We start from the raw sequence: 18738 nt of genomic DNA, 5'->3' as shown, positions 1-18738 counted from the left end.
CATCCTCGCGCCCCGCACCGACACCCGTCCTCATCGCCGTGGCACGGGCGCGGGGCGGGCCCTGGTCCCGCCCCAGGACGCGCCCCGGGTCAGACGGCCGCGACCGTCGACCGGACCGGCGCGTCGAGCCGGATGACGCCGTAGCTCCAGCCGCGGCGCCGGTAGGCCACCGACGGCAGGGCCGTCTCGGCGTCGATGAAGAGGTAGAAGTCGTGACCGACCATCTCCATCTCGTACAGGGCGTCGTCGAGCGTCATCGGCTCGGCGCGGTGCAGCTTCTCCCGGATGACCACCGGCGAGTCGCCCCACGGTGCCTCCACCGCGTCGCCGTCGACGGTGGGGACGGGCGCCGGGGCGGTGGGCTCGGACGGCGCCCCGCCGTCGGCGACGGCCTCGGCGGACCGGGGGTCGGGGACGCTCACGCCGTTGTTCTTCCGGTGGTCCTTGTGCCGGTCGCGCGTCCGCCTCAGCCGCTCCATGAGCTTCGTGGCGGCCATGTCCAGGGCGGCGTACTGGTCGTCGGCACTGGCCTCGGCCCGGACGACCGGGCCCTTCCCCCGCACCGTGAGCTCGATCCGCTCCGACACGTCGGACTGCCGGGGGTTGCGCTCGTGCGTCAGCTCGACGTCCACGCGCTGCGCGCGCGGGGAGAGCTGCTGCACCTTCGCGAGCTTGTCCTCGACGTGACGGCGGAAGCGGTCGGGCACATCGGTGTGACGGCCGATGACGACGATCTCCATGGTGACCTCCTGGGATGGGACGGCTCGGACGCCGCCCGACGAAACTGCGGTGCACGCCCTCACGGGGCGATCGGCGGGCACCACCCCCTCCCGGGGAGGTCCGGCTGCTCCGGTGTCGCGCGGTCCGCTCGGGCCCACGTCCCCCTCGACCGGAGGTGGTCGACGACGGGGAACAGCTCCATGCAACGACGTTAGTCCTCCCGGACGGAACGAGGAAGTCACGCGCCGGTGGACAAGATCACCTCGTGACCGGACCGTCCCGGCGTCGGGGTGGCGGCCAGGAGGAGCGCGCCCGCGACGAGGGCGCCCGCTGCGGACAGCACGCCGGCGCAGGCGGACACCGTGCTCCCCGTCGTGATGACGTCGTCCACCAGCAGGCACCACCGCCCGCCCGGCGCGGCGGGAGCCACGCGGAGGCCGAACGTCGCCGCGGTGTTCCGGCCGCGGGCCCGCGCGCCCAGCCCGACCTGGTCCCGGACACCGTGCCGCCGGTGCGCGAGGGCGTGGTCGACACGGGCACGCTGGCCCCCGGCCCGCAGCCCGTCGGCCGCGGCGGACGCGAGGTCGCCGACGAGGTCGGCACCGCGCCGGCGACGCGCAGCGGCCGTGGAGGGGACGGGGACGACGAGCAGCTCCGCTCCCCCGGTGACCTCCTTCAGCGTGGGGACCAGCGCTGCGGCCGCCCTGCGGACCTCGGCGCCGAGGATCGGGCCGAGGTCGGCGCGGCCGCGGTCCTTCCACGCCACGACGGCGGCGCGCACGGGGCCCGTGTACGACGCGACGGCCCAGGCCGGCAGCGCACCGTGCCGGACGTCGTCGAGCCGCGCCGCCGCCTCCTCCACGCGACGTACCTGTCCCTGCAGGTGCCGCAGGCACGGGCCGCAGAGCGCGACGTCCCACGCGCCGCAGCCGGGGCACTGCTCCGGCACGATCACGCGACCGAGCTCGACGAGCGCCTCCCGGACCGGTGACCGCCGCCACGGCGGTCGGCCGGGGCGGTCGCGGACGCCGCGCTGATCCGTCACCCGCCCAGCATCACCCCCCGCACGCGGCCGGACGGCGCCGTCCACAGCCCGGGCGCCGGCCCTCAGCCGGGGAAGGTGACGCCGTCGATGCCCTCGGCGACGACCGCCCAGCTCTGCCCCTGCCGCGCGTGCAGGGCCCCGTCGGCCGACAGGACGTACAGGCCACGCTCGCCGCGACCCGCCGCGAGACCGACGGCGTCGTCCACCAGGGGCAGCGCCGAGGTCCTCCCGCCGACCTCGAGCAGGTGCACGGTCGCCGCCGCCTGGCTCGTCGTCCGGCCGAGCACGCCCAGCGTGACCTCGTCCACCCACGCGACCGCGCCGACCTCGACGAGCGCGGGGGCGAGCGGGAGCGGCTCACCGGACTGCCGGGGCGTGCCGTCCTCCATGCGCGCGATGCCGGCGACGTCGACCGCCGCCCCCTCGGCCCCGGTCGAGGTGATCGCCACGCGTGCCCCGTCGGCCGCGACGTCCAGCGCCACCACGGTACGGCCGGCCAGCCACGGCAGCTCCACGTCCACCGTCGTGCCGTCGGCACGCGCGGCGCGCAGCAGTCCCGCCGAGCTCCGTTCGGCCGTCCACGCCCAGCCGAACCGGTCGACCGAGGGCGCCACGAGCGACGTGCCGGTGAGGAGCGGCACGGGCGCCGTCCCGTCCGAGGGGACCGCGGCGACCTGCGACGATCCGAGCCGGACGACGACGAGACCGTCGCCCGATTGCACGGCGGGGCTGTTCGCCTCGGGTGGCAGCGGCGCGACGCCCTCGGCCGGGACGAGCGTGCCGCGCTCGAGCAGCCCCAGGACGCCGTCGACGAGCACGTACGGGCCTGCACCCGGCGGCGGGTCGACGGCGAGGTCGGGCACCGCCGGCGGGTCGACCGGAACACCCGCGATGAGCATCTGGACGTCGTTGACCAGCACGCCCTGCTGGCGCATCAGGGTCGCGTCCAGCTGCGCCTGCAGGAGGGCGCGCTCCGGCGCCGACGCCAGCCGGGCCTCCACGCTGAGGTCCACGAGGGCGGTCCCGCGCTCGACGGTCACCGCCGTGGTGCTCAGGCGCGCGCCGTCCGGGACGCCCGTGACGACGGCGTCGCGCAGCCACGGCGACGGCCCGGCCAGCAGTGCCTCGACCGCCGCCGTGGCCTGGTTGCGCGTCGGGAACCAGCGCACGTCCGGGACGAGGTACTCCAGGTCGGTGGTCGCGAAGTAGACGGGGGTGCGACGGTAGAACTGCTCGAAGGTCGGTGACGACAGCAGCACGCCGTCCTCCAGGGCGGAGATGCGCCACTGACCCTCCGCGCCCTGCGTCAGCTCGAACGCGACCTCCTCCCGCGTCGACGGGGGCGCCTCCGCGAGCCGGCCGCCGCCGTCGATCGTCGCCGCGACGGGCACGGTGACGAGCACGGTGTCCTCGTCCTGCCGGACGATGTCGGGCCCGCCGCCCTGGTAGACGACCGCCCGCGCCCGCGGGTCCCACCCCGCCGACGCCTGGAACGTGAGGAACTGCCGAGCCGTGGCGAACTCGTCGAAGATCCCCGCGTCGACGGCGCGCAGGAAGCCACCGATGATCTGCTCGGGCGTGGCGTCCGGCTCGGGCTCGATGGCCAGGGGCACCGGCGCGCCGGGCTGCCGCACGACCACCTCCCCGGTGCCGATCGGGCCGTCGGTCGGGATCGCGGCGCAGCCGGCGAGGGCCGTGACCACCGCGAGCAGGACGGCGACGACGACCGACCTGTGCCGGCACGGCGGCGCATCAGCACGCAGGACGGACGGACCGCGCATCACGCCTCCAACCGGTCGAGGTCGGGCAGGGCGGCAGGGTCGAGCTCCCGGGGACGTTCCTCCCGCGGGGCCGGCGGCTGCGCCTGGCGCGACGGCACCGCGGGGTCCGGGACGAGGGGCAGCGGCGAGGAGGTGAGGGTGATGCCGGCACGCCGCGGCACGGTGAGCCGGAAGCACGCGCCGCGCGCGGGTCGCCCCCAGGCCTCGAGCCAGCCGCCGTGCAGGTGCGCGTCCTCGATGGAGATCGCCAGGCCGAGCCCGGTGCCGCCGGTCGTCCGGGCCCGGGCCGGGTCGGCACGCCAGAAGCGGTCGAACACGTGGTCGACCTCCTCCGGCGTCATCCCCACCCCGTGGTCCCGCACGGTGACGGCCACGGCCTGGGCGTCCCCGGCGAGTCGGACCTCCACCGGGTGGCCGTCGGCGTGCTCGACGGCGTTGACGAGGAGGTTCCGCAGGACCCGCTCGATGCGCCGCGGGTCGACGTCGGCCACGGTGGCCTCCTCGGGCAGGTCCACGCTGAGCCAGACGCCGCGGCGCTCCGCCAGCCCCACCACGTGCTCGACGGCGGCCGTGACGACGTCGCGAAGGTCCCGGCGCTCGGCGTCGAGGGTGGCGGCGCCGGCGTCGAACCGGCTGATCTCCAGCAGGTCGGCCAGCAGCGCCTCGAAGCGGTCCAGCTGGGTCGTGAGGAGCTCGGCGGAGCGCCGCGCGGCGGGGTCCAGCTCGTCGCGCGACGCGTGGATCACCTCGGCGGCCATGCGGACCGTGGTCAGCGGCGTGCGGAGCTCGTGGGAGACGTCGGAGACGAAGCGGCGCTGCAGGTGCGAGAGCTCCTCCATACGGACGATCTGGTCCTGCAGGCTCTCGGCCATCTCGTTGAAGGACCGGCCCAGGGTCGCCATCTCGTCGACGCCCTTGACCCGCATGCGCTCCGTGAGGTGCCCGTCGGCGAGCCGCTCGGCGACGCGGGCCGCCGTGCGCACCGGGCGGACCGCCTGGCGCGTCACCAGCCAGGTCATGCCACCGAGCAGCGCCACGAGGCCGACACCCGCGACGCCGAGGACCTGCTGCACGAAGTCGAGCGTCTGCTGCTCGGCCGAGACGTCGTAGAGGTAGTACAGCTCGTAGCGACCGGCGGCCGGCACCTCCACGACGGAGCCCACCAGCACGCCCGGCACGACGCCACCGGTCTCGTCGACCGGGATGGCGACCGGCATCCACTGCTGCGCCTGGGCGTCACGGACGGCCCGGCGCAGCTCCTCGGTGATGAGGTCGCCGAGGTCCGCGCGGCTGACCTCGTTCGTGGTGGAGACGTCGTTCACGAGCAGGGGCGGGATGTCACCGGGTGACCGCCGCAGGAACACCTCGCGCTCGCCCGAGCCACCGAGGGCCAGGGCAGGGACCAGGTCGTAGAAGAGCGTCTGCAGCTCCGGGCCCGTGGACGCCGTCGAGGCGCTGAACGTGGCCTGCGCGGCCTCGGTCGACCGCGCCGTCTCCTCGAGGATCTGCGCCACGCGCTGCTCGTACAGACCGTCCCGGATGCGGTCGGACAGGAACCCGCCGAGGACGGCCACGGCGAGGATGCCGACGACCAGTGTCGAGGTGATCACCCGCACCTGGAGGGACGCCCGGAAGCGGTGCACCACCTCCCGCGCACCCCGACGCACCCGCAGGGCGAGGAGGCGCGACGACCGCCCGCGACGGGCCGTCGGACCGGTCTCCGTCGCCGGTCCGGTCACCGGACCCACCCCGACAGCACCACCGTCACTGACCGCCGGTGCCCGCCTTGTACCCGACACCCCGCACCGTCACGACGATCTCGGGGCGCTCCGGGTCGTGCTCGATCTTGGACCGCAGCCGCTGGACGTGGACGTTCACCAGGCGCGTGTCGGCGGCGTGGCGGTAGCCCCACACGCGCTCCAGCAGGACCTCGCGGGTGAAGACCTGCCACGGCTTGCGCGCGAGGGCCACCAGCAGGTCGAACTCCAGCGGCGTGAGCGGGATGACGACGCCGTCCCGCGTGACACGGTGGCCGGTGACGTCGATCTCGAGGTCGCCGATGCTGAGGTGCTCCGGGGTCGGCTCGTCCGTCCGGCGCAGCCGCGCCCGGACCCGTGCGATGAGCTCCTTGGGCTTGAAGGGCTTGGGGATGTAGTCGTCCGCACCGGACTCCAGGCCCAGGACGACGTCCACCGTGTCGCTCTTGGCGGTCAGCATGACGATCGGCACGCCGGACTCCGCCCGGATGAGGCGGCAGATCTCCGTGCCGTCCTTGCCCGGCAGCATGAGGTCCAGCAGCACGAGGTCCGGCTGCCCGGCACGGAACGCCGCGAGCGCCTCGTCGCCGTGGTCGCAGAACAGCGGCTCGAACCCCTCCGAGCGCAGGACGATGCCGATCATCTCGGCGAGCGCGACGTCGTCGTCGACCACGAGGATGCGTCCCTTCATGCGCCCATCGTGTCACCCCCGCCCGACAGGGCCGTCCCGCGGGCCTCGCGGCGCGCCGCCGCCCCCGTCACGTCCCGGCCCGGTCCACCCGTGCGGAGCAGCGGCGCACCGCCGAACGATGCCGCCGGGCAGCCGTCGGTCGCGGTCGGGCTCGTGCGCCGGAGTCCCAGGTGAGAGGCGGGTGGGGACGCACCCGCTGGTCGGGGCGGTCGTGGCACGATGGGCGCCGCGGCACGAGCGGCCGCCACCGACGAGCAGGGGCACCAGGGGAGGAACCGTGACCGGGACCGGCGACGCCGAGCGGCGCGAGGACGTCCGGCCGGACGACGGCGCCGCCCCACCGCCCCCAGCGCCTCCGACCGGGTGGGGGGAGCCGACGTGGCCGTCGTCGGGAGCCGTCGGCTACGGCCGGACCTCCTGGGTCCCCGAGGAGGGGCAGTCCCCCGGCACGGACCCGGCCGGGGAGCCCGGCACCGGTCCGACGCCGTACGGCTCGGCGCCGCAGTACGGGGCGCCGCAGTACAGGGCGCCGCAGTACGGCAACCCGCAGCACGGGGCCCAGCAGTACGGAGCACCGCAGTACGGAGCGCCCCAGTACGGAGGCCAGCAGTACGGAGCGCCCCAGTACGGAGGCCAGCAGTACGGCGGGCCGTTCCGTCCGCCGCCGGTCCAGCCCGGCATCGTCCCGCTGCGCCCGCTCAACCTCACCGAGATCTACGACGGCGCGTTCCGGGCCATCCGGGTGAACCCGCGCGTCATGTTCGGGTTCTCAGCCGTCGTCGTCCTCGTCATGAGCGTGCTCGGCGGGCTGACCCAGTGGGCGCTGATCCCCTGGGTCGCGCGCGGCGTCGCCGGGACGACCACGGACATCGACCCCACCGGGCAGCTCGGCCTCACGGACTCGTTCGCCGCCTCCCTGGCGACCGTCGGTCTCGTGCCGTGGCTGCTCGTCGGCAACGCCGTGCTCACCGGACTGCTCACCGGCTCGGTCAGCCGGTCGGTCATCGGCCAGCGCGTCACCGTCGCGGAGCTGTGGCACCGGCACTGGCGGCGCACGATGCTGCTCCTCGTCCTGGCGATCCTCCAGGTGGTCGCCCTCGGCATCCTCATCGCCCTCGTCCTCGGCGCGATCACCGGTCTCGCGGTCGCGGACCAGCCCGGTCTCGCGGTCGCCGCCGGCCTCCTGCTGGTGCCCGCCGGCGTGGTCGTGGCCGTCTGGGTGGGCGTGCGGCTGCTGCTGCTCCCGCCCGCTCTCGTGCTCGAGGGCAACGGCGTCGTCGCGACCGTGAAGAGGGCCTGGCGGCTGACCCGAGGCAGCTTCTGGCGCGTCCTCGGCATCTACCTGCTCGCGTCGGTCATCGTGGGACTCGTCGGCCAGGTCCTGTCCGTCCCGGTCAGCGTCATCGCGGCCATCGCCCAGCCGGACGTGACCTCCCCGGGGTTCATCTTCCTCACGACGCTGCTCACCGGCCTCGTCCAGGCCATCTCGACGGTGTTCCTCGCCGCCGTCGTCGCCCTGCTCTACATCGACCTGCGCATCCGGCGGGAGGGCCTGGACGTCGAGCTGGCCCGGGCCGCGGAGGTCGCCGCAGGAGCCGCCGGCGGGACGGGGGCCGGTCGGTCGTGACCGTCCCGACCGTCGCGGGCGTGCTGCGTGACGTCCCGGTCGAGCCCGACGCGGACACGGCCCGCCGCTGGGCGGAGATCGAGCTGAGCGACCCCGTGTACCAGGAGCGGCCCAACCTGCTGCAGACGGTGCTGACCTGGCTCGGTGAGCGGTTCGCGGACCTCCAGGGCACCGCGACCGACGTCGACCCGCGCATCGCGGGGCTGGTCGTCACGGTGGGCGTCGTCGTCGCGCTCGTCGTCGCGCTCGTCGTCGCCGGCCCCGTGCGCGCCGCGCGGCGGGACCGGCGGGCGTCGGTGGACGTCTTCGGTGACGACACCCGCACGGCCGCCGAGCTGCGGGCCGCCGCCGACGGGCTCGCGGCGGCGGGTGACTGGTCCGGCGCCGTCCTGGACCGCTTCCGCGCGATCCTGCGTGCGCTCGAGGAACGGGTCGTGCTCGACGAGCGGCCCGGGCGCACCGCGCACGAGGCCGCCCAGCAGGCCGGCGACCTGCTGCCGGGCTGCGCCGCCGACCTCGTCGCCGCAGGCCGGCTCTTCGACGACGTCTGCTACGGCGACGCCGAGGCCGACGCCGCCGACGACGCGCGCCTGCGCGACCTCGACCGGCGGGTCGCCGCCGAGCGTCCGGTCCGACCGCCGCAGGTGGAGGCGGCGGCATGAGCACGGTCCTCCCCGCGGCACCCGTCCCGCCGGCACGCGGCTCCGGCACGGTCGCGACCGCTCCGTCGTCCACCGGGCCCGGCGGCGTCATGGGCGACGGGACGACGGCGCGCGGCCGGGCGCTCTCACGCTGGAGTCGCGCGCGGTGGCCGCTCGCCGTGCTCGGCCTCACCGCCGGCGCCGCGGGCATCGCGTCCCTGCTGGAGCCCACGTCGGACACGGCACCGTTCTCCCCCGGCAACGCCGGGGACAACGGCTCGCGGGCGGTCGCCCGCATCCTCGAGGACCAGGGCGTCCGCATCGAGACGGCGGAGACCACGGCCGACGTCGCCGCGCTCGCCGGCCCCGGGTCGACCGTGCTGGTCGTCGGGACGCTGCTGCTCACGGACAGCCAGCTCGCGGAGCTCGTCGGCACCGGCGCCGACCTCGTCGTCATCGAGCCGGACGTCTCGTGGCACGTCGAGGAGCTCACCGACGGCGCGCTCACGACCTCCGCGGTCCCGGACGCACCCGACACCCGGCCCCCCGGCTGCGACGACCCCACGGCGCTCGCCGCCGGCCCGCTGGACGTGCAGGGGGACGACGGGGTCGTCGCGCAGGACGACCGCGCCGTCGTCTGCTGGCTCGGTCCGGGGGGCACGGGCGCGTGGGGGACGGCGCCCGCGGCGGACGGCCGGGGCCGCGTCACCGTGCTGGGCGACTCCTCGACGATGACGAACGACCGGCTGGACGAGGGGGGGAACGCCGCGCTCGTGCTGCGGACCCTCGGTGCGGACGAGACGCTCGTCTGGTACACGCCGAGCATCACGGACACCGGTGAGACGGGTCCGGGTACCGGGACCCCGCCGTCCCTGTCGGAGCTGCTGCCCGCCTGGGCCGGTCCGGTCGGCCTCCAGCTGCTCGTGGTGCTGCTCGCCGTCGCCGTGTGGCGTGGGCGCTCCCTCGGGCCGGTGGTCACCGAGCCGCTGCCCGTCGTCGTCCGCGCCGCCGAGACGACCGTCGGACGCGGCCGCCTCTACCGCCGGGCGCGCTCGCGCGGGCACGCCGCCGCGGCCCTGCGCGCGGGTGCGGCACGCCGCTGCGCCGCGCGGCTCGGCCTGCCCCGGTCCGCCGGGGCGCCGCCCCTCGTGGACGCCGTCGCGCGCGCCACCGGACGCCCCGCCCAGCACGTCGCCGACCTGTTGTACGGACCGCCACCGACCGACGACGACGGGCTCCTGCGGCTCGCGCGTCAGCTGGACGAGCTCGAGAGCGAGGTTCACCGCACGTGACCGACCCCACCTGGAACCAGACCCGGCCCGACGGGCGGCCGTCCGAGCACAGGCCCGACGGGCGGCCGTCCGAGCACAGGCCCGACGGGCCGCCGGCGCACCAGCAGACCTCGTACGGGGCGCCGTCCGGCGACCGCCCGGCCGAGCACGCGTCGGGCGCGCACGGCAGCGCCGTCCACTCCCCCGCTCACGGCTTCACGCCGTCCCGGGAGCTGAGGGACGGCCTCGCGGCGCTGCGCACGGAGGTCGCCAAGGCGGTCGTCGGGCAGGACGCGGCCGTCACCGGCCTCGTGATCGCGCTGCTGTGCCGGGGTCACGTGCTCCTCGAGGGCGTGCCCGGCGTGGCGAAGACCCTCCTCGTCCGGACGCTCAGCGCAGCGCTGCAGCTCGACACGAAGCGCGTGCAGTTCACGCCCGATCTCATGCCCGGTGACGTGACGGGCTCGCTCGTGTACGACGCACGCACGGCGCAGTTCTCGTTCCGCGAGGGCCCGGTGTTCACGAACCTCCTCCTCGCGGACGAGATCAACCGCACGCCGCCCAAGACGCAGGCCTCGCTGCTGGAGGCCATGGAGGAGCGGCAGGTGTCGGTCGACGGCCAGCCGCGGCCGCTGCCGGACCCGTTCCTCGTCATCGCCACGCAGAACCCCGTCGAGTACGAGGGCACGTACCCGCTGCCGGAGGCGCAGCTCGACCGCTTCCTGCTCAAGCTCACCCTCCCGCTCCCCGAGCGCGACCAGGAGATCGAGGTGCTGCGCCGGCACGCCGGCGGGTTCGACCCGCGCGACCTGGCCGGCGCCGGCGTGCGGCCGGTGACCGACTCGGCACAGCTGGATCGCGCCCGGGCCGAGGTCGCCCGGGTCCAGGTGGCGCCGGAGGTGCTCGGCTACGCCGTGGACCTCGTGCGCGCGACGCGGCAGTCGCCCTCGCTGTCGCTCGGTGTCTCCCCCCGTGGCGCGACCGCGCTCCTCACGACGGCGCGCGCGTGGGCGTGGCTGTCGGGGCGCGGGTACGTCACGCCCGACGACATCAAGGCGCTCGCCCACCCGACGCTGCGCCACCGGGTGCAGCTCCGCGCGGAGGCGGAGCTGGAGGGCGTCACCGCGGAGAGCGTGCTCGACACGGTGCTCGCGGCCGTCCCGGTCCCGCGCTGACGCATGGCCCTCACCTGGCGCGCGGTCGCCCTGGCCGCCCTCGGCCTCGTCCCGGTCGCCCTCGTCCCGGCGACGGCGACGGCGCTGCTGTGGGCGCTGCTGGTCGTGGTCGTGTGCGTCGTGGACCTGGCGCTGGCCGCCTCGCCGCGCGAGGTGGCGCTCTCCCGCTCCGTCCCGCGGTCCGTGCGCCTCACCGAGGCCACCCGGTCGACCCTGGTGCTGACCAACCGGTCGCGCCGCCGCCTGCGTGCGACGGTCCGTGACGCGTGGCAGCCGTCGGCAGGGGCCGAGGCGAACCGCCACGACGTGGCCGTGCCGCCCGGCGAGTCGCGTCGGGTCGTCACGCCGCTGCGACCGACCCGGCGCGGTGACCGGCTGGCGGACCGGGTCACGGTGCGGTCCTTCGGGCCGCTGCGCGTGGCCGCCCGTCAGGCCTCGATCCCCGTACCGGGCCGGCTCCGCGTCCTGCCCGAGTTCGCGTCCCGCCGTCACCTGCCGAGCCGCCTGGCGCGCCTGCGCGAGATGGACGGGCGCACGGCGGTCCAGGTGCGCGGGGGCGGGACCGAGTTCGACTCGCTGCGCGAGTACGTCATCGGCGACGACGTGCGCTCCATCGACTGGCGCGCCACGGCACGCCGCTCCGAGGTCGTGGTGCGGACGTGGCGCCCCGAGCGGGACCGCCGGGTGCTCATCGTCCTGGACACCTCCCGGACGTCGGCCGCGCGCATCGGGGACCTCCCCCGCATCGACGCCTCGATGGAGGCGGCGCTGCTGCTGTCCGCGCTGGCCTCGCGCGCCGGGGACCGCGTCGACCTCGTCGCGTACGACCGGCGGGTCCGGGCGCAGGTCGCCGGGGCCCACGGCCCGCGCCTGCTGCCGGCGCTGGCGGAGGCGCTCGCGCCGCTCGACCCGTCCCTGGTGGAGGCTGACTGGCCCGGGGTCGTCGGCACCGTGCGGCAGCGCCTGTCGCAGCGGGCCCTCGTGGTCCTGCTGACGTCGCTGGAGCCGGCCGCGGTGGAGAGCGGTGTCCTGCCCGTCGTCGGGCCCCTCGCCCAGGACCACACCGTCGTGCTGGCATCCGTCGCGGACCCGGAGGTCGCCGCGCTGCGCTCCCGCCGCGGGCGGTCGGACGAGGTCTACGACGCGGCGGCCGCGGAACGGACGGAGCTGGAGCGCGCCGCCGTCAGCGTGCGGCTGCGCCAGCGCGGTGTGGAGGTCGTCGACGCCCTGCCCGACGACCTCGCCCCGCGCCTGGCGGACACGTACCTGGCGCTCAAGGCCGCGGGACGGCTCTGACCGACGTGCCGCTCGGCTGTGGCACCCTCGACGCCATGGCAGCACCGCCCCGTCGTCTATCCCCCGCCGAGCGCCGACGTCGGCGCACCCGGACCCTCGCGCTCGTCGTCGCCATCGCGCTGGTCGCGACGCTCGCCGTCCCGCTCGCGGCGCTCGCCGCGCCCGGGCAGACGGCGTCCCAGAGCACGCCGTCGCAGGGGCCGGCGTCGCAGGCCCCTGCTGGGTCCGCACCCCGGACCGCACCGGAGGCGGAGGAGGTGCGCGACGCCCTCGGGACCACGGACGCCCACGAGGTGTGGATGTGGACCACCGCGTTCCTGCGCGGTGAGGCGTCCGCGCTGGACGACCCCCTGGAGAGCGCGGACCAGTGGGTCGCCGCCACCGAGGGCGGCACGCGCACCGCCTGGCGCGACCCCGACGAGGGCCGGGTCGTGCTCGCCGGCTGGGACGACGACGCCGAGCTCGGGCAGGCCCTCCGCGAGCTGGCACCGGAGGACCGCCTCGTCACCGACGAGGGCGAGTGGCTCGTCCTGCGTCCCGACGGGACCGTCAGCGCGGTCCTCCCGGAGCGCGTGGGCGACGCGCCCACGGGACCCGTGACCCTCGAGGAGTTCCAGTCTGAACGGAGCGCCCGCTGGGAGGCCGTGCTGGCTGACGCGCAGGACGGCGACGGGGAGGGCATGGCCGGCGGCGGTGCGGGCGCGTCCGCGGACGAGGACGGCCGGCCCGGCACCCTGCGATCGGTCGTGCCGTGGGCCGTGGGTGCAGCACTCCTGCTCACCGGGACGGCCCTGGCGGTGCGGGCGCGCCGTGAGCACCGGGAGCCCCCGGTCGGCGCCGCCCCGCGGACCGTGCGCCGCTGACGGGCCCGGGTCAGGCCGCCGTCGGCAGCACGTCGCCGCGATCCCCCAGCCCCAGGTCCCCGGTCTCGCCGGCGCGGGCCGCTCGTCGGCCGAGCGTGAGGACGTAGACCCAGAACGCTGCCAGCACGAGGGCACCGATGACGATCTTCAACCACCACGGCAGGACGGTCGACGGCGTCACGAAGCCCTCGACGAGGCCTGAGACCCCCAGGACGACGACGAGACCGAGGGCGACCGTGATGAGCGAGCGCCCCTCCTCGGCGATCGCCCGGGTCCGCGGCCGACCGCCGGGGTCGACGAGCGTCCAGAAGAGCTTCAGCCCCGCCCCGCCGGCGACGAAGATCGCGGTGAGCTCCATGAGGCCGTGCGGGAGGATGAGCTGGAAGAAGACGTCGAGGCCGCCGTGCAGCGCCATGACCCCGCCCGCCGCCCCGACGTTCGCCGCGTTCGCGAGGAGGACGTAGGCCGGCCAGATCCCCGAGATGCCGAAGGCGACGCACTGCGCGGCGATCCACGCGTTGTTCGTCCAGACCTGTGCCGCGAAGCTGCTGCCGTCGTACTGGGTGTAGTACGAGGCGAACTGCTGCTCGGCGTACAGACGCAGCTCGGCCGGTGTCCCGAAGGCCGCCTGCGCCCCGGGGTCGTTGTACATCGTGAACCCCGCCACGGTCGCCACGACGCAGCAGGCCGCCGTCACGGCGAGGGTCCACCAGCGCACCCGGTACAGGGCGGCGGGGAGGGTCACGACGAAGAACCGGGCGACGTCGCTCCAGGACGGGTCGTGCGCACCGGCGATCGCGGCCCGGGACCGGGCGAGCAGGTCCGACAGGTGGGAGACCACGGCCGGGTCCGGTGCGGCCGACCGCACCGCGGACAGGTGCGTCGCGACCTGCTGGTAGAGCGCGACGAGCTCGTCGCTCTCCGCCCCGCTGAGCCGCCGCTGCTTGCTGAGCCGGTCCAGGCGCTGCCAGGACGCCGCATGCACGGCGGAGAAGGCGTCCAGGTCCACGCCCGGTAGCCTGCCACAGTCGCGCGGCGGCCCGGCCGGGCGCACAGGTCCGCCGGAGAGCGGAGGGGTGCGGGGTGTCGGAGGAGATCCTCATCGGCGAGGGCGTCGTGCTCGACGCCCGGCCGGCGTCGTTCGCCACGCGCGCTCTCGGTGCTCTCATCGACGTGGCGGTGCAGGCTCTCGTCGCCCTGGTGCTGGCGCTCGTGGTGCCGGCCGTCGCCGGCGACCTCGACCCCGCGATGCTGGCGGCACTGGGGATCGCGCTCGTCGTCGTCGTGCTCGTGGCGCTGCCGACGGCGGTGGAGACCCTGACGCGCGGGCGCTCCGTCGGCAAGCTGGTGGTCGGCATCCGGATCGTGCGCGACGACGGCGGACCCGTCAGGTTCCGCCACGCCGTCCTCCGGGCGCTCGTCGGCGTCGGGGAGATCTGGCTGACCGCCGGGTCGGTGGCGCTCCTCACCTCGCTGGTCCACCCGCAGGGCAAGCGCGTGGGAGACCTGCTGGCCGGGACGTACGCCGTCCGGGTGCGCGGTGGTCAGCGGGCGCTCCCGCCGGTGCAGATGCCGCCCGAGCTGGCGGCGTGGGCGGCGGGCACGGACATCCGCCGCCTGCCGGACGGTCTGGCGCTGTCGACGCGCCAGTTCCTGGGCCGCGCGATGACGCTCAACCCCGGCTCACGGTCCGCCCTCGGGCTCCGCCTGGCCGCCGAGGTGGAGGGCTACGTCGCGCCCGGCCCGCCTCCCGGCACCCACCCGGAGCGCTTCATCGCCGCGGTGCTCGCCGAGCGTCGTGACCGGGAGTACGCCCGCGCCGTGCAGGCGGCCGAGGCGGCGCGGACCGAGGCGGCGTTGCTGCACCGGTTGCCGCACGCCGTTCCGGACCCGCGCGACTAGGCAGCAGACCGAGCGTGACCGCCGTCGGACGGTCCGGGCGGCGTGGTGGTCAGACCGTCCCGCCGGAGGGGTAGGCCTCGTCCACCAGCAGCACGGGGATGCCGTCCCGGACCGGGTACGCCAGCGCGCACGTCTCGCCGGTGCACACGAGCTCGGGCTCCCCGTCGGGTCGGCGACCGTCCCGCAGCGGCGAGCCGCAGCCGGGGCACCGCAGGATCTCGCGCACCCAGCCCTCCATCGGCTGCTCCTCGGCGCCGCTCACGACGCACCCCCGCCCGCCGCCGCGCGGACGAGTCCGAGCACGTCGTCTCGGACCTTGACCATGACGTCCTCGTCGGCCGCCTCGACGTTGAGACGCAGGAGCGGCTCGGTGTTGGAGGCGCGCAGGTTGAACCACCACCGGGGGTGGGAGTCCCAGTGGGAGACGGTGAGGCCGTCCAGCTCGTCCACGTCGACCGGTCCGGCACCCTGCTGCGTGACGTAGGCCTCGACCACCCGCGCCCGGGCCGCCGCGACGTCCGCCACGCGGGAGTTGATCTCACCGCTGGCGACGTACGGCTGGAAGGCCTCCGCGAGCCCGGACATCGTGGCCGGTGCGGCGTGGGCCCCGCGGGTCTCGCCGAGCGCCGCGAGGACGTGCATCGCCGCGAGCATGCCCGTGTCCGCGAAGAAGAAGTCGCGGAAGTAGTAGTGGGCGCTGTGCTCGCCGCCGAACACCGCGTCGTGCTGCGCCATCTCCGCCTTGATGAAGGAGTGGCCCACCCGTGTCCGCACCGTCCGGGCACCGGCGGAGCGCAGCAGGTCCGGCACCACGGCCGAGGTGATGAGGTTGTGGATCACCGTGGGGGTGCGGCCCGCCTCGAGCTCGCGCGCGACCTCCCGCAGCCCGACGAGCGCGGTCACCGCCGACGGCGAGACCGGCGCACCGTTCTCGTCGACGACGAAGCAGCGGTCGGCGTCGCCGTCGAACGCCAGACCGACGTCCGCCCCGTGCGCGAGGACCGCCGCCTGCAGGTCCCGGAGGTTCTCCGGCTCCAGCGGGTTGGCCTCGTGGTTCGGGAACGAGCCGTCGAGCTCGAAGTACAGCGGAACGATCTCCAGCGGCAGCGCCGGCAGCCCGGCCTCCGTGCCGAGGACGGCCGGCGCGGTGAGCCCCGCCATGCCGTTCCCGGCGTCGACGACGACCTTCAGCGGTCGGACGCCCGACAGGTCCACCAGGCCCCGCAGGAACGCGGCGTACTCGGCCAGCATCTCGCGCTCGGTGACCGCCCCGGGCGTCGCGACAGGCTCGGGCAACCCCTCGCCGAGGTACCGGGCCGCGAGATCGCGGACGTCCGCCAGGCCGGACGACTCCCCCACGGGCCGGGCGCCCGGGTGGCACATCTTGATGCCGTTGTACTCCGCGGGGTTGTGGCTCGCCGTGAACATCGCCCCCGGCAGGTCGAGCACGCCGGAGGCGTGGTAGAGACCGTCGGTGGAGCACAGCCCGATCCGGATGACGTCGACGCCTCGGGCCGTCAGGCCGGCGGCGAAGGCCCCGACGAGCTCGTCCCCCGACGGCCGCATGTCCTGACCGATGACGACCGACCGCCGCTCCGAGCCCGCGACCACGACGTCGGCGAACGCAGCCCCGATCGCCTCGGCGACCTGCGGGCTGAACGGCTCGGGCACCACGCCTCGCACGTCGTAGGCCTTGATCAGGCCCGACAGGTCCGGCAGCGGCGAGGAGGGCGTGGCAGGGGCGGCAGCATCGGGTGACGTCACGTCGGGCAGTCTAGGGAGCCCACGCCGTGCGCGCGGAACCAGCCGTGAGAAGGCGCCTCAGCGGTACTTCGTCGACCGCCGCAGCACCGAGTCGATCGGGATCTGCTCCCAGCCGTGCACGGCGGGCTGGAACCACTCGCGCCGCTCGCAGGAGTGGCACGAGACGAAGACGACCTCGGTGCCGTCCGTGAGCACCATGGGAAGGCGGGTCAGGGCGCCGCCGCGGCAGCCGGTGCAGCTCACCGGACCGTCCGGCATCGCAGCTCCGTCGACGTCGCCGCCGTTGCGTCCCCCTGCTGAAACCATCCTCAGCTCCCCTCACCGCGCAGCACCCGCAGATGCCCCCGTCGAGCCACCTCGGGCTGGGCCGGCTCGGGCAGCGGTGCCACGGGCGGCCGCGGACGGCCGGCCTCGCGCACCGCGTCCGCCAAGGCTACGAGGTCGTCGGGGCTCGGGCCCACCGGGACGAACTCGGGCGTGAGCCGCACGACCTCCCAGCCGCGGGGCGCGGTGAGCCGGCCCGCGTGCTCGCTGCACAGGTCGTACGAGTGGGGCTCCGCGAGCGTGGCGAGGGGACCCAGGACCGCCGTCGAGTCGGAGTAGACGTACGTCAACGTCGCCACGGCCGGGCGCCCGCAGGCGCTCCGGGAGCACTGCCGTCCGGACCTCACCCCGTGAGCGTACTCGGGGTCTCCGACACGACCTGGGCACCACGCCGCCACCCCGCCCGGCGCAGCGCCGCCACCCCGCCCGGCGCAGCGCGCCGTGGGCCGGTGACCTCCTACAGTGGACGGGTGAGCCGCCTGCCCGTCCGCCGCAGCCGTGGGGTCGACGCACCCGCCCCGTCGGTCGGGGCACCGCGGCGTCGGGACCGGCGGGGCCGGGGTCCTCGCGGGCTCCTCGTCCCCCCGGACCTGCCTGCCTACCGCACCCGGTCCGAGCGCTTCGACGACGTCGTCCTGGAGTCCGTCGAGCGGCTCGAGCGCCGCTGGGGCAGCCGCCTGGCCGGCACCGAGTTCGCGGTCGAGGAGGTGCCGCCGTCGCAGCCGGCGCCGTGGGAGCACGGCGGCGTCCCGCTCGGCCGGTACTTCCCGGCCGACGTCGGCGCGCCGGCGCGGGTGGTGGTCTACCGACGTCCGGTCGAGACGCGCGCCGACGGCGACGCCGACCTGGCGGAGCTCGTCCGGGACGTCCTGGTCGAGCAGGTCGCGGCGCTGCTGTCGCTCCCGCCGGAGGACGTCGACCCCGGGTACCGGGACTGACACCGTCGATCGCGTGCGGCGCCTCCCGGTCGCCCCGTTAGGGTGATCGCCGATGAGCATCCCCTCCCTCCACCCGGCGACCCCGGCGCCTCCCCGCGTCCTGGTCGTCTGCGTCGCCTACCACCCGGGTCCCGAGCTGGCGGCCTTCGCGGCGAGCCTCGCCGACGCGACGACGCAGCCCGTCCGCCTCGTCGTCGTCGACAACGGCACGGACCCGACCGTCGTCGACGAGGTGGCCCGCGACCACGGAGCGCAGGTGCTCCGCACCGGCGAGAACCTCGGGTACGGCCGCGCGGCCAACCTGGCCGCCGCCGATGGGGACGAGCCGTGGCTCGTCGTCGCCAACCCCGACGTCGTGTGGCATGCCGGCAGCCTGGACGAGCTCCTCGCGGCCGCGGAGCGGCACCCGCGGTCCGGTGCGCTCGGCCCGGCCGTCCTCAACGTCGACGGCACGGTCTACCCCTCCGCACGCGAGCTGCCGTCGCTGAAGCAGGGCGCCGGTCATGCGCTCCTGGCCCGGGTCTGGGCGGGCAACCCGTGGACGCGGGAGTACCAGGCGCGCCAGGAGCGCACCGGCAGCGGTGAGCGCACGGCGGGGTGGCTCTCGGGCTCCTGCCTGCTGCTGCGGCGCGAGGCCTTCCGGGCCGTGGGCGGCTTCGACGAGCGCTACTTCATGTTCTTCGAGGACCTGGACCTGGGCGAACGGCTGGGCCGCGCGGGATGGAGCAACGTCCACGTGCCGTCCGCGGCGGTCACCCACGTGGGGGGCGCCTCGTGGCGGGAGCGGCCGGCCGCCATGATCAAGGCCCACCACCGCAGTGCGGACCTCTACCTGTCGGCGCGGTACCATCGGTGGTACCACGCACCTCTGCGCGTCGCCATCAGGCTCGGGCTGGCGGCCCGGCAGGCCGTCGAGCTGAGGTCCTCGCACCGCAGGTGAGGA

19 protein-coding genes are annotated in these 18738 nt (G+C 75.7%); 9 read left to right on the top strand and 10 right to left on the bottom strand.

All coding sequences use genetic code 11. The annotated features are described in order from the left end of the window. Positions 1-89: 89 nt before the first annotated feature. The 5 genes from hpf to mtrA all read right to left on the bottom strand — a co-directional run bounded on the left by hpf (position 90) and on the right by mtrA (position 5994). Positions 90-740, bottom strand: coding sequence for a ribosome hibernation-promoting factor, HPF/YfiA family (gene hpf / locus LG379_RS06010; RefSeq protein WP_225753677.1), 651 nt, complete (start codon positions 738-740; stop codon positions 90-92). Between the two features lie 218 nt (positions 741-958). Further along, positions 959-1765: a ComF family protein gene (locus LG379_RS06005; RefSeq protein WP_225753676.1), complete on the bottom strand. Its 807-nt coding sequence runs from the start codon at positions 1763-1765 to the stop codon at positions 959-961. A gap of 62 nt (positions 1766-1827) precedes the next feature. Then, positions 1828-3546, bottom strand: coding sequence for an LpqB family beta-propeller domain-containing protein (locus tag LG379_RS06000; protein ID WP_225753675.1), 1719 nt, complete (start codon positions 3544-3546; stop codon positions 1828-1830). Continuing rightward, positions 3546-5285, bottom strand: a complete 1740-nt coding sequence (gene mtrB / locus LG379_RS05995; protein WP_370634445.1) for an MtrAB system histidine kinase MtrB — start codon at positions 5283-5285, stop codon at positions 3546-3548. The genes LG379_RS06000 and mtrB overlap by 1 nt, the downstream gene beginning before the upstream one ends. A gap of 25 nt (positions 5286-5310) precedes the next feature. Beyond that, complete coding sequence (mtrA, locus tag LG379_RS05990; RefSeq protein WP_225753674.1) at positions 5311-5994, bottom strand: MtrAB system response regulator MtrA; 684 nt, start codon at positions 5992-5994, stop codon at positions 5311-5313. Between the two features lie 277 nt (positions 5995-6271). Here mtrA and LG379_RS05985 point away from each other — a divergent pair, with 277 nt between their 5' ends. Genes LG379_RS05985 through LG379_RS05960 form a run of 6 tightly spaced genes read left to right on the top strand, consistent with a single transcriptional unit; the run spans position 6272 to position 12867 of the window. Next, complete coding sequence (locus LG379_RS05985; RefSeq protein WP_225753673.1) at positions 6272-7621, top strand: proline-rich domain-containing protein; 1350 nt, start codon at positions 6272-6274, stop codon at positions 7619-7621. After that, on the top strand, positions 7618-8283 hold the full coding sequence (locus LG379_RS05980; RefSeq protein ID WP_225753672.1) for a DUF4129 domain-containing protein: 666 nt from the start codon (positions 7618-7620) through the stop codon (positions 8281-8283). The genes LG379_RS05985 and LG379_RS05980 overlap by 4 nt, the downstream gene beginning before the upstream one ends. Next, positions 8280-9554: a DUF4350 domain-containing protein gene (locus tag LG379_RS05975; RefSeq protein ID WP_225753671.1), complete on the top strand. Its 1275-nt coding sequence runs from the start codon at positions 8280-8282 to the stop codon at positions 9552-9554. The genes LG379_RS05980 and LG379_RS05975 overlap by 4 nt, the downstream gene beginning before the upstream one ends. Next, a complete protein-coding gene (locus tag LG379_RS05970; protein WP_255632891.1) occupies positions 9551-10708 on the top strand; it encodes a MoxR family ATPase in 1158 nt (385 codons plus the stop codon). Before LG379_RS05975 ends, LG379_RS05970 begins: the two co-directional genes overlap by 4 nt. Positions 10709-10711: 3 nt before the next feature. Beyond that, a complete protein-coding gene (locus LG379_RS05965; RefSeq protein WP_225753670.1) occupies positions 10712-12004 on the top strand; it encodes a DUF58 domain-containing protein in 1293 nt (430 codons plus the stop codon). 35 nt (positions 12005-12039) lie between these two features. Beyond that, positions 12040-12867 carry a hypothetical protein gene (locus LG379_RS05960; RefSeq protein WP_225753669.1) on the top strand — a complete coding sequence of 276 codons (828 nt, stop codon included), beginning with the start codon at positions 12040-12042 and terminating at the stop codon, positions 12865-12867. 10 nt (positions 12868-12877) lie between these two features. Here the strand turns inward: LG379_RS05960 and LG379_RS05955 are convergent, their stop codons facing one another. Further along, complete coding sequence (locus tag LG379_RS05955) at positions 12878-13876, bottom strand: stage II sporulation protein M (RefSeq protein ID WP_225753668.1); 999 nt, start codon at positions 13874-13876, stop codon at positions 12878-12880. 74 nt (positions 13877-13950) lie between these two features. Between LG379_RS05955 and LG379_RS05950 the strand changes: the two genes are divergently transcribed. Beyond that, entirely contained in the window at positions 13951-14769 is an 819-nt protein-coding gene (locus LG379_RS05950; protein ID WP_225753667.1) for an RDD family protein, read from the top strand. Positions 14770-14818: 49 nt separating this feature from the next. Here LG379_RS05950 and LG379_RS05945 read toward each other — a convergent pair whose 3' ends face one another. From LG379_RS05945 to LG379_RS05930, 4 genes are read right to left on the bottom strand one after another with little or no spacing between them, the layout of a single operon-like run. Continuing rightward, the gene (locus LG379_RS05945) at positions 14819-15007 is read right to left on the bottom strand and encodes a Trm112 family protein (protein WP_225753805.1); all 189 of its coding nucleotides are present in this window, start codon (positions 15005-15007) and stop codon (positions 14819-14821) included. Positions 15008-15027: 20 nt separating this feature from the next. Beyond that, complete coding sequence (locus LG379_RS05940) at positions 15028-16533, bottom strand: phosphomannomutase/phosphoglucomutase (RefSeq protein WP_225753666.1); 1506 nt, start codon at positions 16531-16533, stop codon at positions 15028-15030. 57 nt (positions 16534-16590) lie between these two features. Then, complete coding sequence (locus tag LG379_RS05935) at positions 16591-16839, bottom strand: hypothetical protein (RefSeq protein WP_225753665.1); 249 nt, start codon at positions 16837-16839, stop codon at positions 16591-16593. A gap of 2 nt (positions 16840-16841) precedes the next feature. After that, on the bottom strand, positions 16842-17204 hold the full coding sequence (locus LG379_RS05930) for a DUF3499 domain-containing protein (protein ID WP_225753664.1): 363 nt from the start codon (positions 17202-17204) through the stop codon (positions 16842-16844). A 123-nt stretch (positions 17205-17327) separates the two neighbouring features. Here LG379_RS05930 and LG379_RS05925 point away from each other — a divergent pair, with 123 nt between their 5' ends. Both LG379_RS05925 and LG379_RS05920 read left to right on the top strand, forming a co-directional pair. Then, a complete protein-coding gene (locus LG379_RS05925; RefSeq protein ID WP_370634442.1) occupies positions 17328-17795 on the top strand; it encodes a metallopeptidase family protein in 468 nt (155 codons plus the stop codon). Between the two features lie 52 nt (positions 17796-17847). Continuing rightward, positions 17848-18735, top strand: coding sequence for a glycosyltransferase family 2 protein (locus tag LG379_RS05920; RefSeq protein ID WP_225753663.1), 888 nt, complete (start codon positions 17848-17850; stop codon positions 18733-18735). Positions 18736-18738 lie beyond the last annotated feature (3 nt).

The organism is Actinotalea sp. Marseille-Q4924 (assembly GCF_916618755.1).
Lineage (GTDB): Bacteria > Actinomycetota > Actinomycetes > Actinomycetales > Cellulomonadaceae > Actinotalea.
The sequence above is the reverse complement of the archived record's forward strand: the minus strand, read 5'-3'. Positions and strand labels throughout refer to the sequence as shown.

Bases quoted from the DNA above. Each gene is read 5' to 3' on its own strand.
- LG379_RS05920 (WP_225753663.1), top strand. From the start codon at position 17,848: ATGAGCATCCCCTCCCTCCACCCGGCGACCCCGGCGCCTCCCCGCGTC.
- LG379_RS05965 (WP_225753670.1), top strand. From the start codon at position 10,712: ATGGCCCTCACCTGGCGCGCGGTCGCCCTGGCCGCCCTCGGCCTCGTC.
- LG379_RS05935 (WP_225753665.1), bottom strand. From the start codon at position 16,839: ATGGTTTCAGCAGGGGGACGCAACGGCGGCGACGTCGACGGAGCTGCG.
- LG379_RS05975 (WP_225753671.1), top strand. From the start codon at position 8,280: ATGAGCACGGTCCTCCCCGCGGCACCCGTCCCGCCGGCACGCGGCTCC.
- mtrA (WP_225753674.1), bottom strand. From the start codon at position 5,994: ATGAAGGGACGCATCCTCGTGGTCGACGACGACGTCGCGCTCGCCGAG.
- LG379_RS06000 (WP_225753675.1), bottom strand. From the start codon at position 3,546: ATGCGCGGTCCGTCCGTCCTGCGTGCTGATGCGCCGCCGTGCCGGCAC.
- LG379_RS05960 (WP_225753669.1), top strand. From the start codon at position 12,040: ATGGCAGCACCGCCCCGTCGTCTATCCCCCGCCGAGCGCCGACGTCGG.
- LG379_RS05945 (WP_225753805.1), bottom strand. From the start codon at position 15,007: ATGGAGGGCTGGGTGCGCGAGATCCTGCGGTGCCCCGGCTGCGGCTCG.
- hpf (WP_225753677.1), bottom strand. From the start codon at position 740: ATGGAGATCGTCGTCATCGGCCGTCACACCGATGTGCCCGACCGCTTC.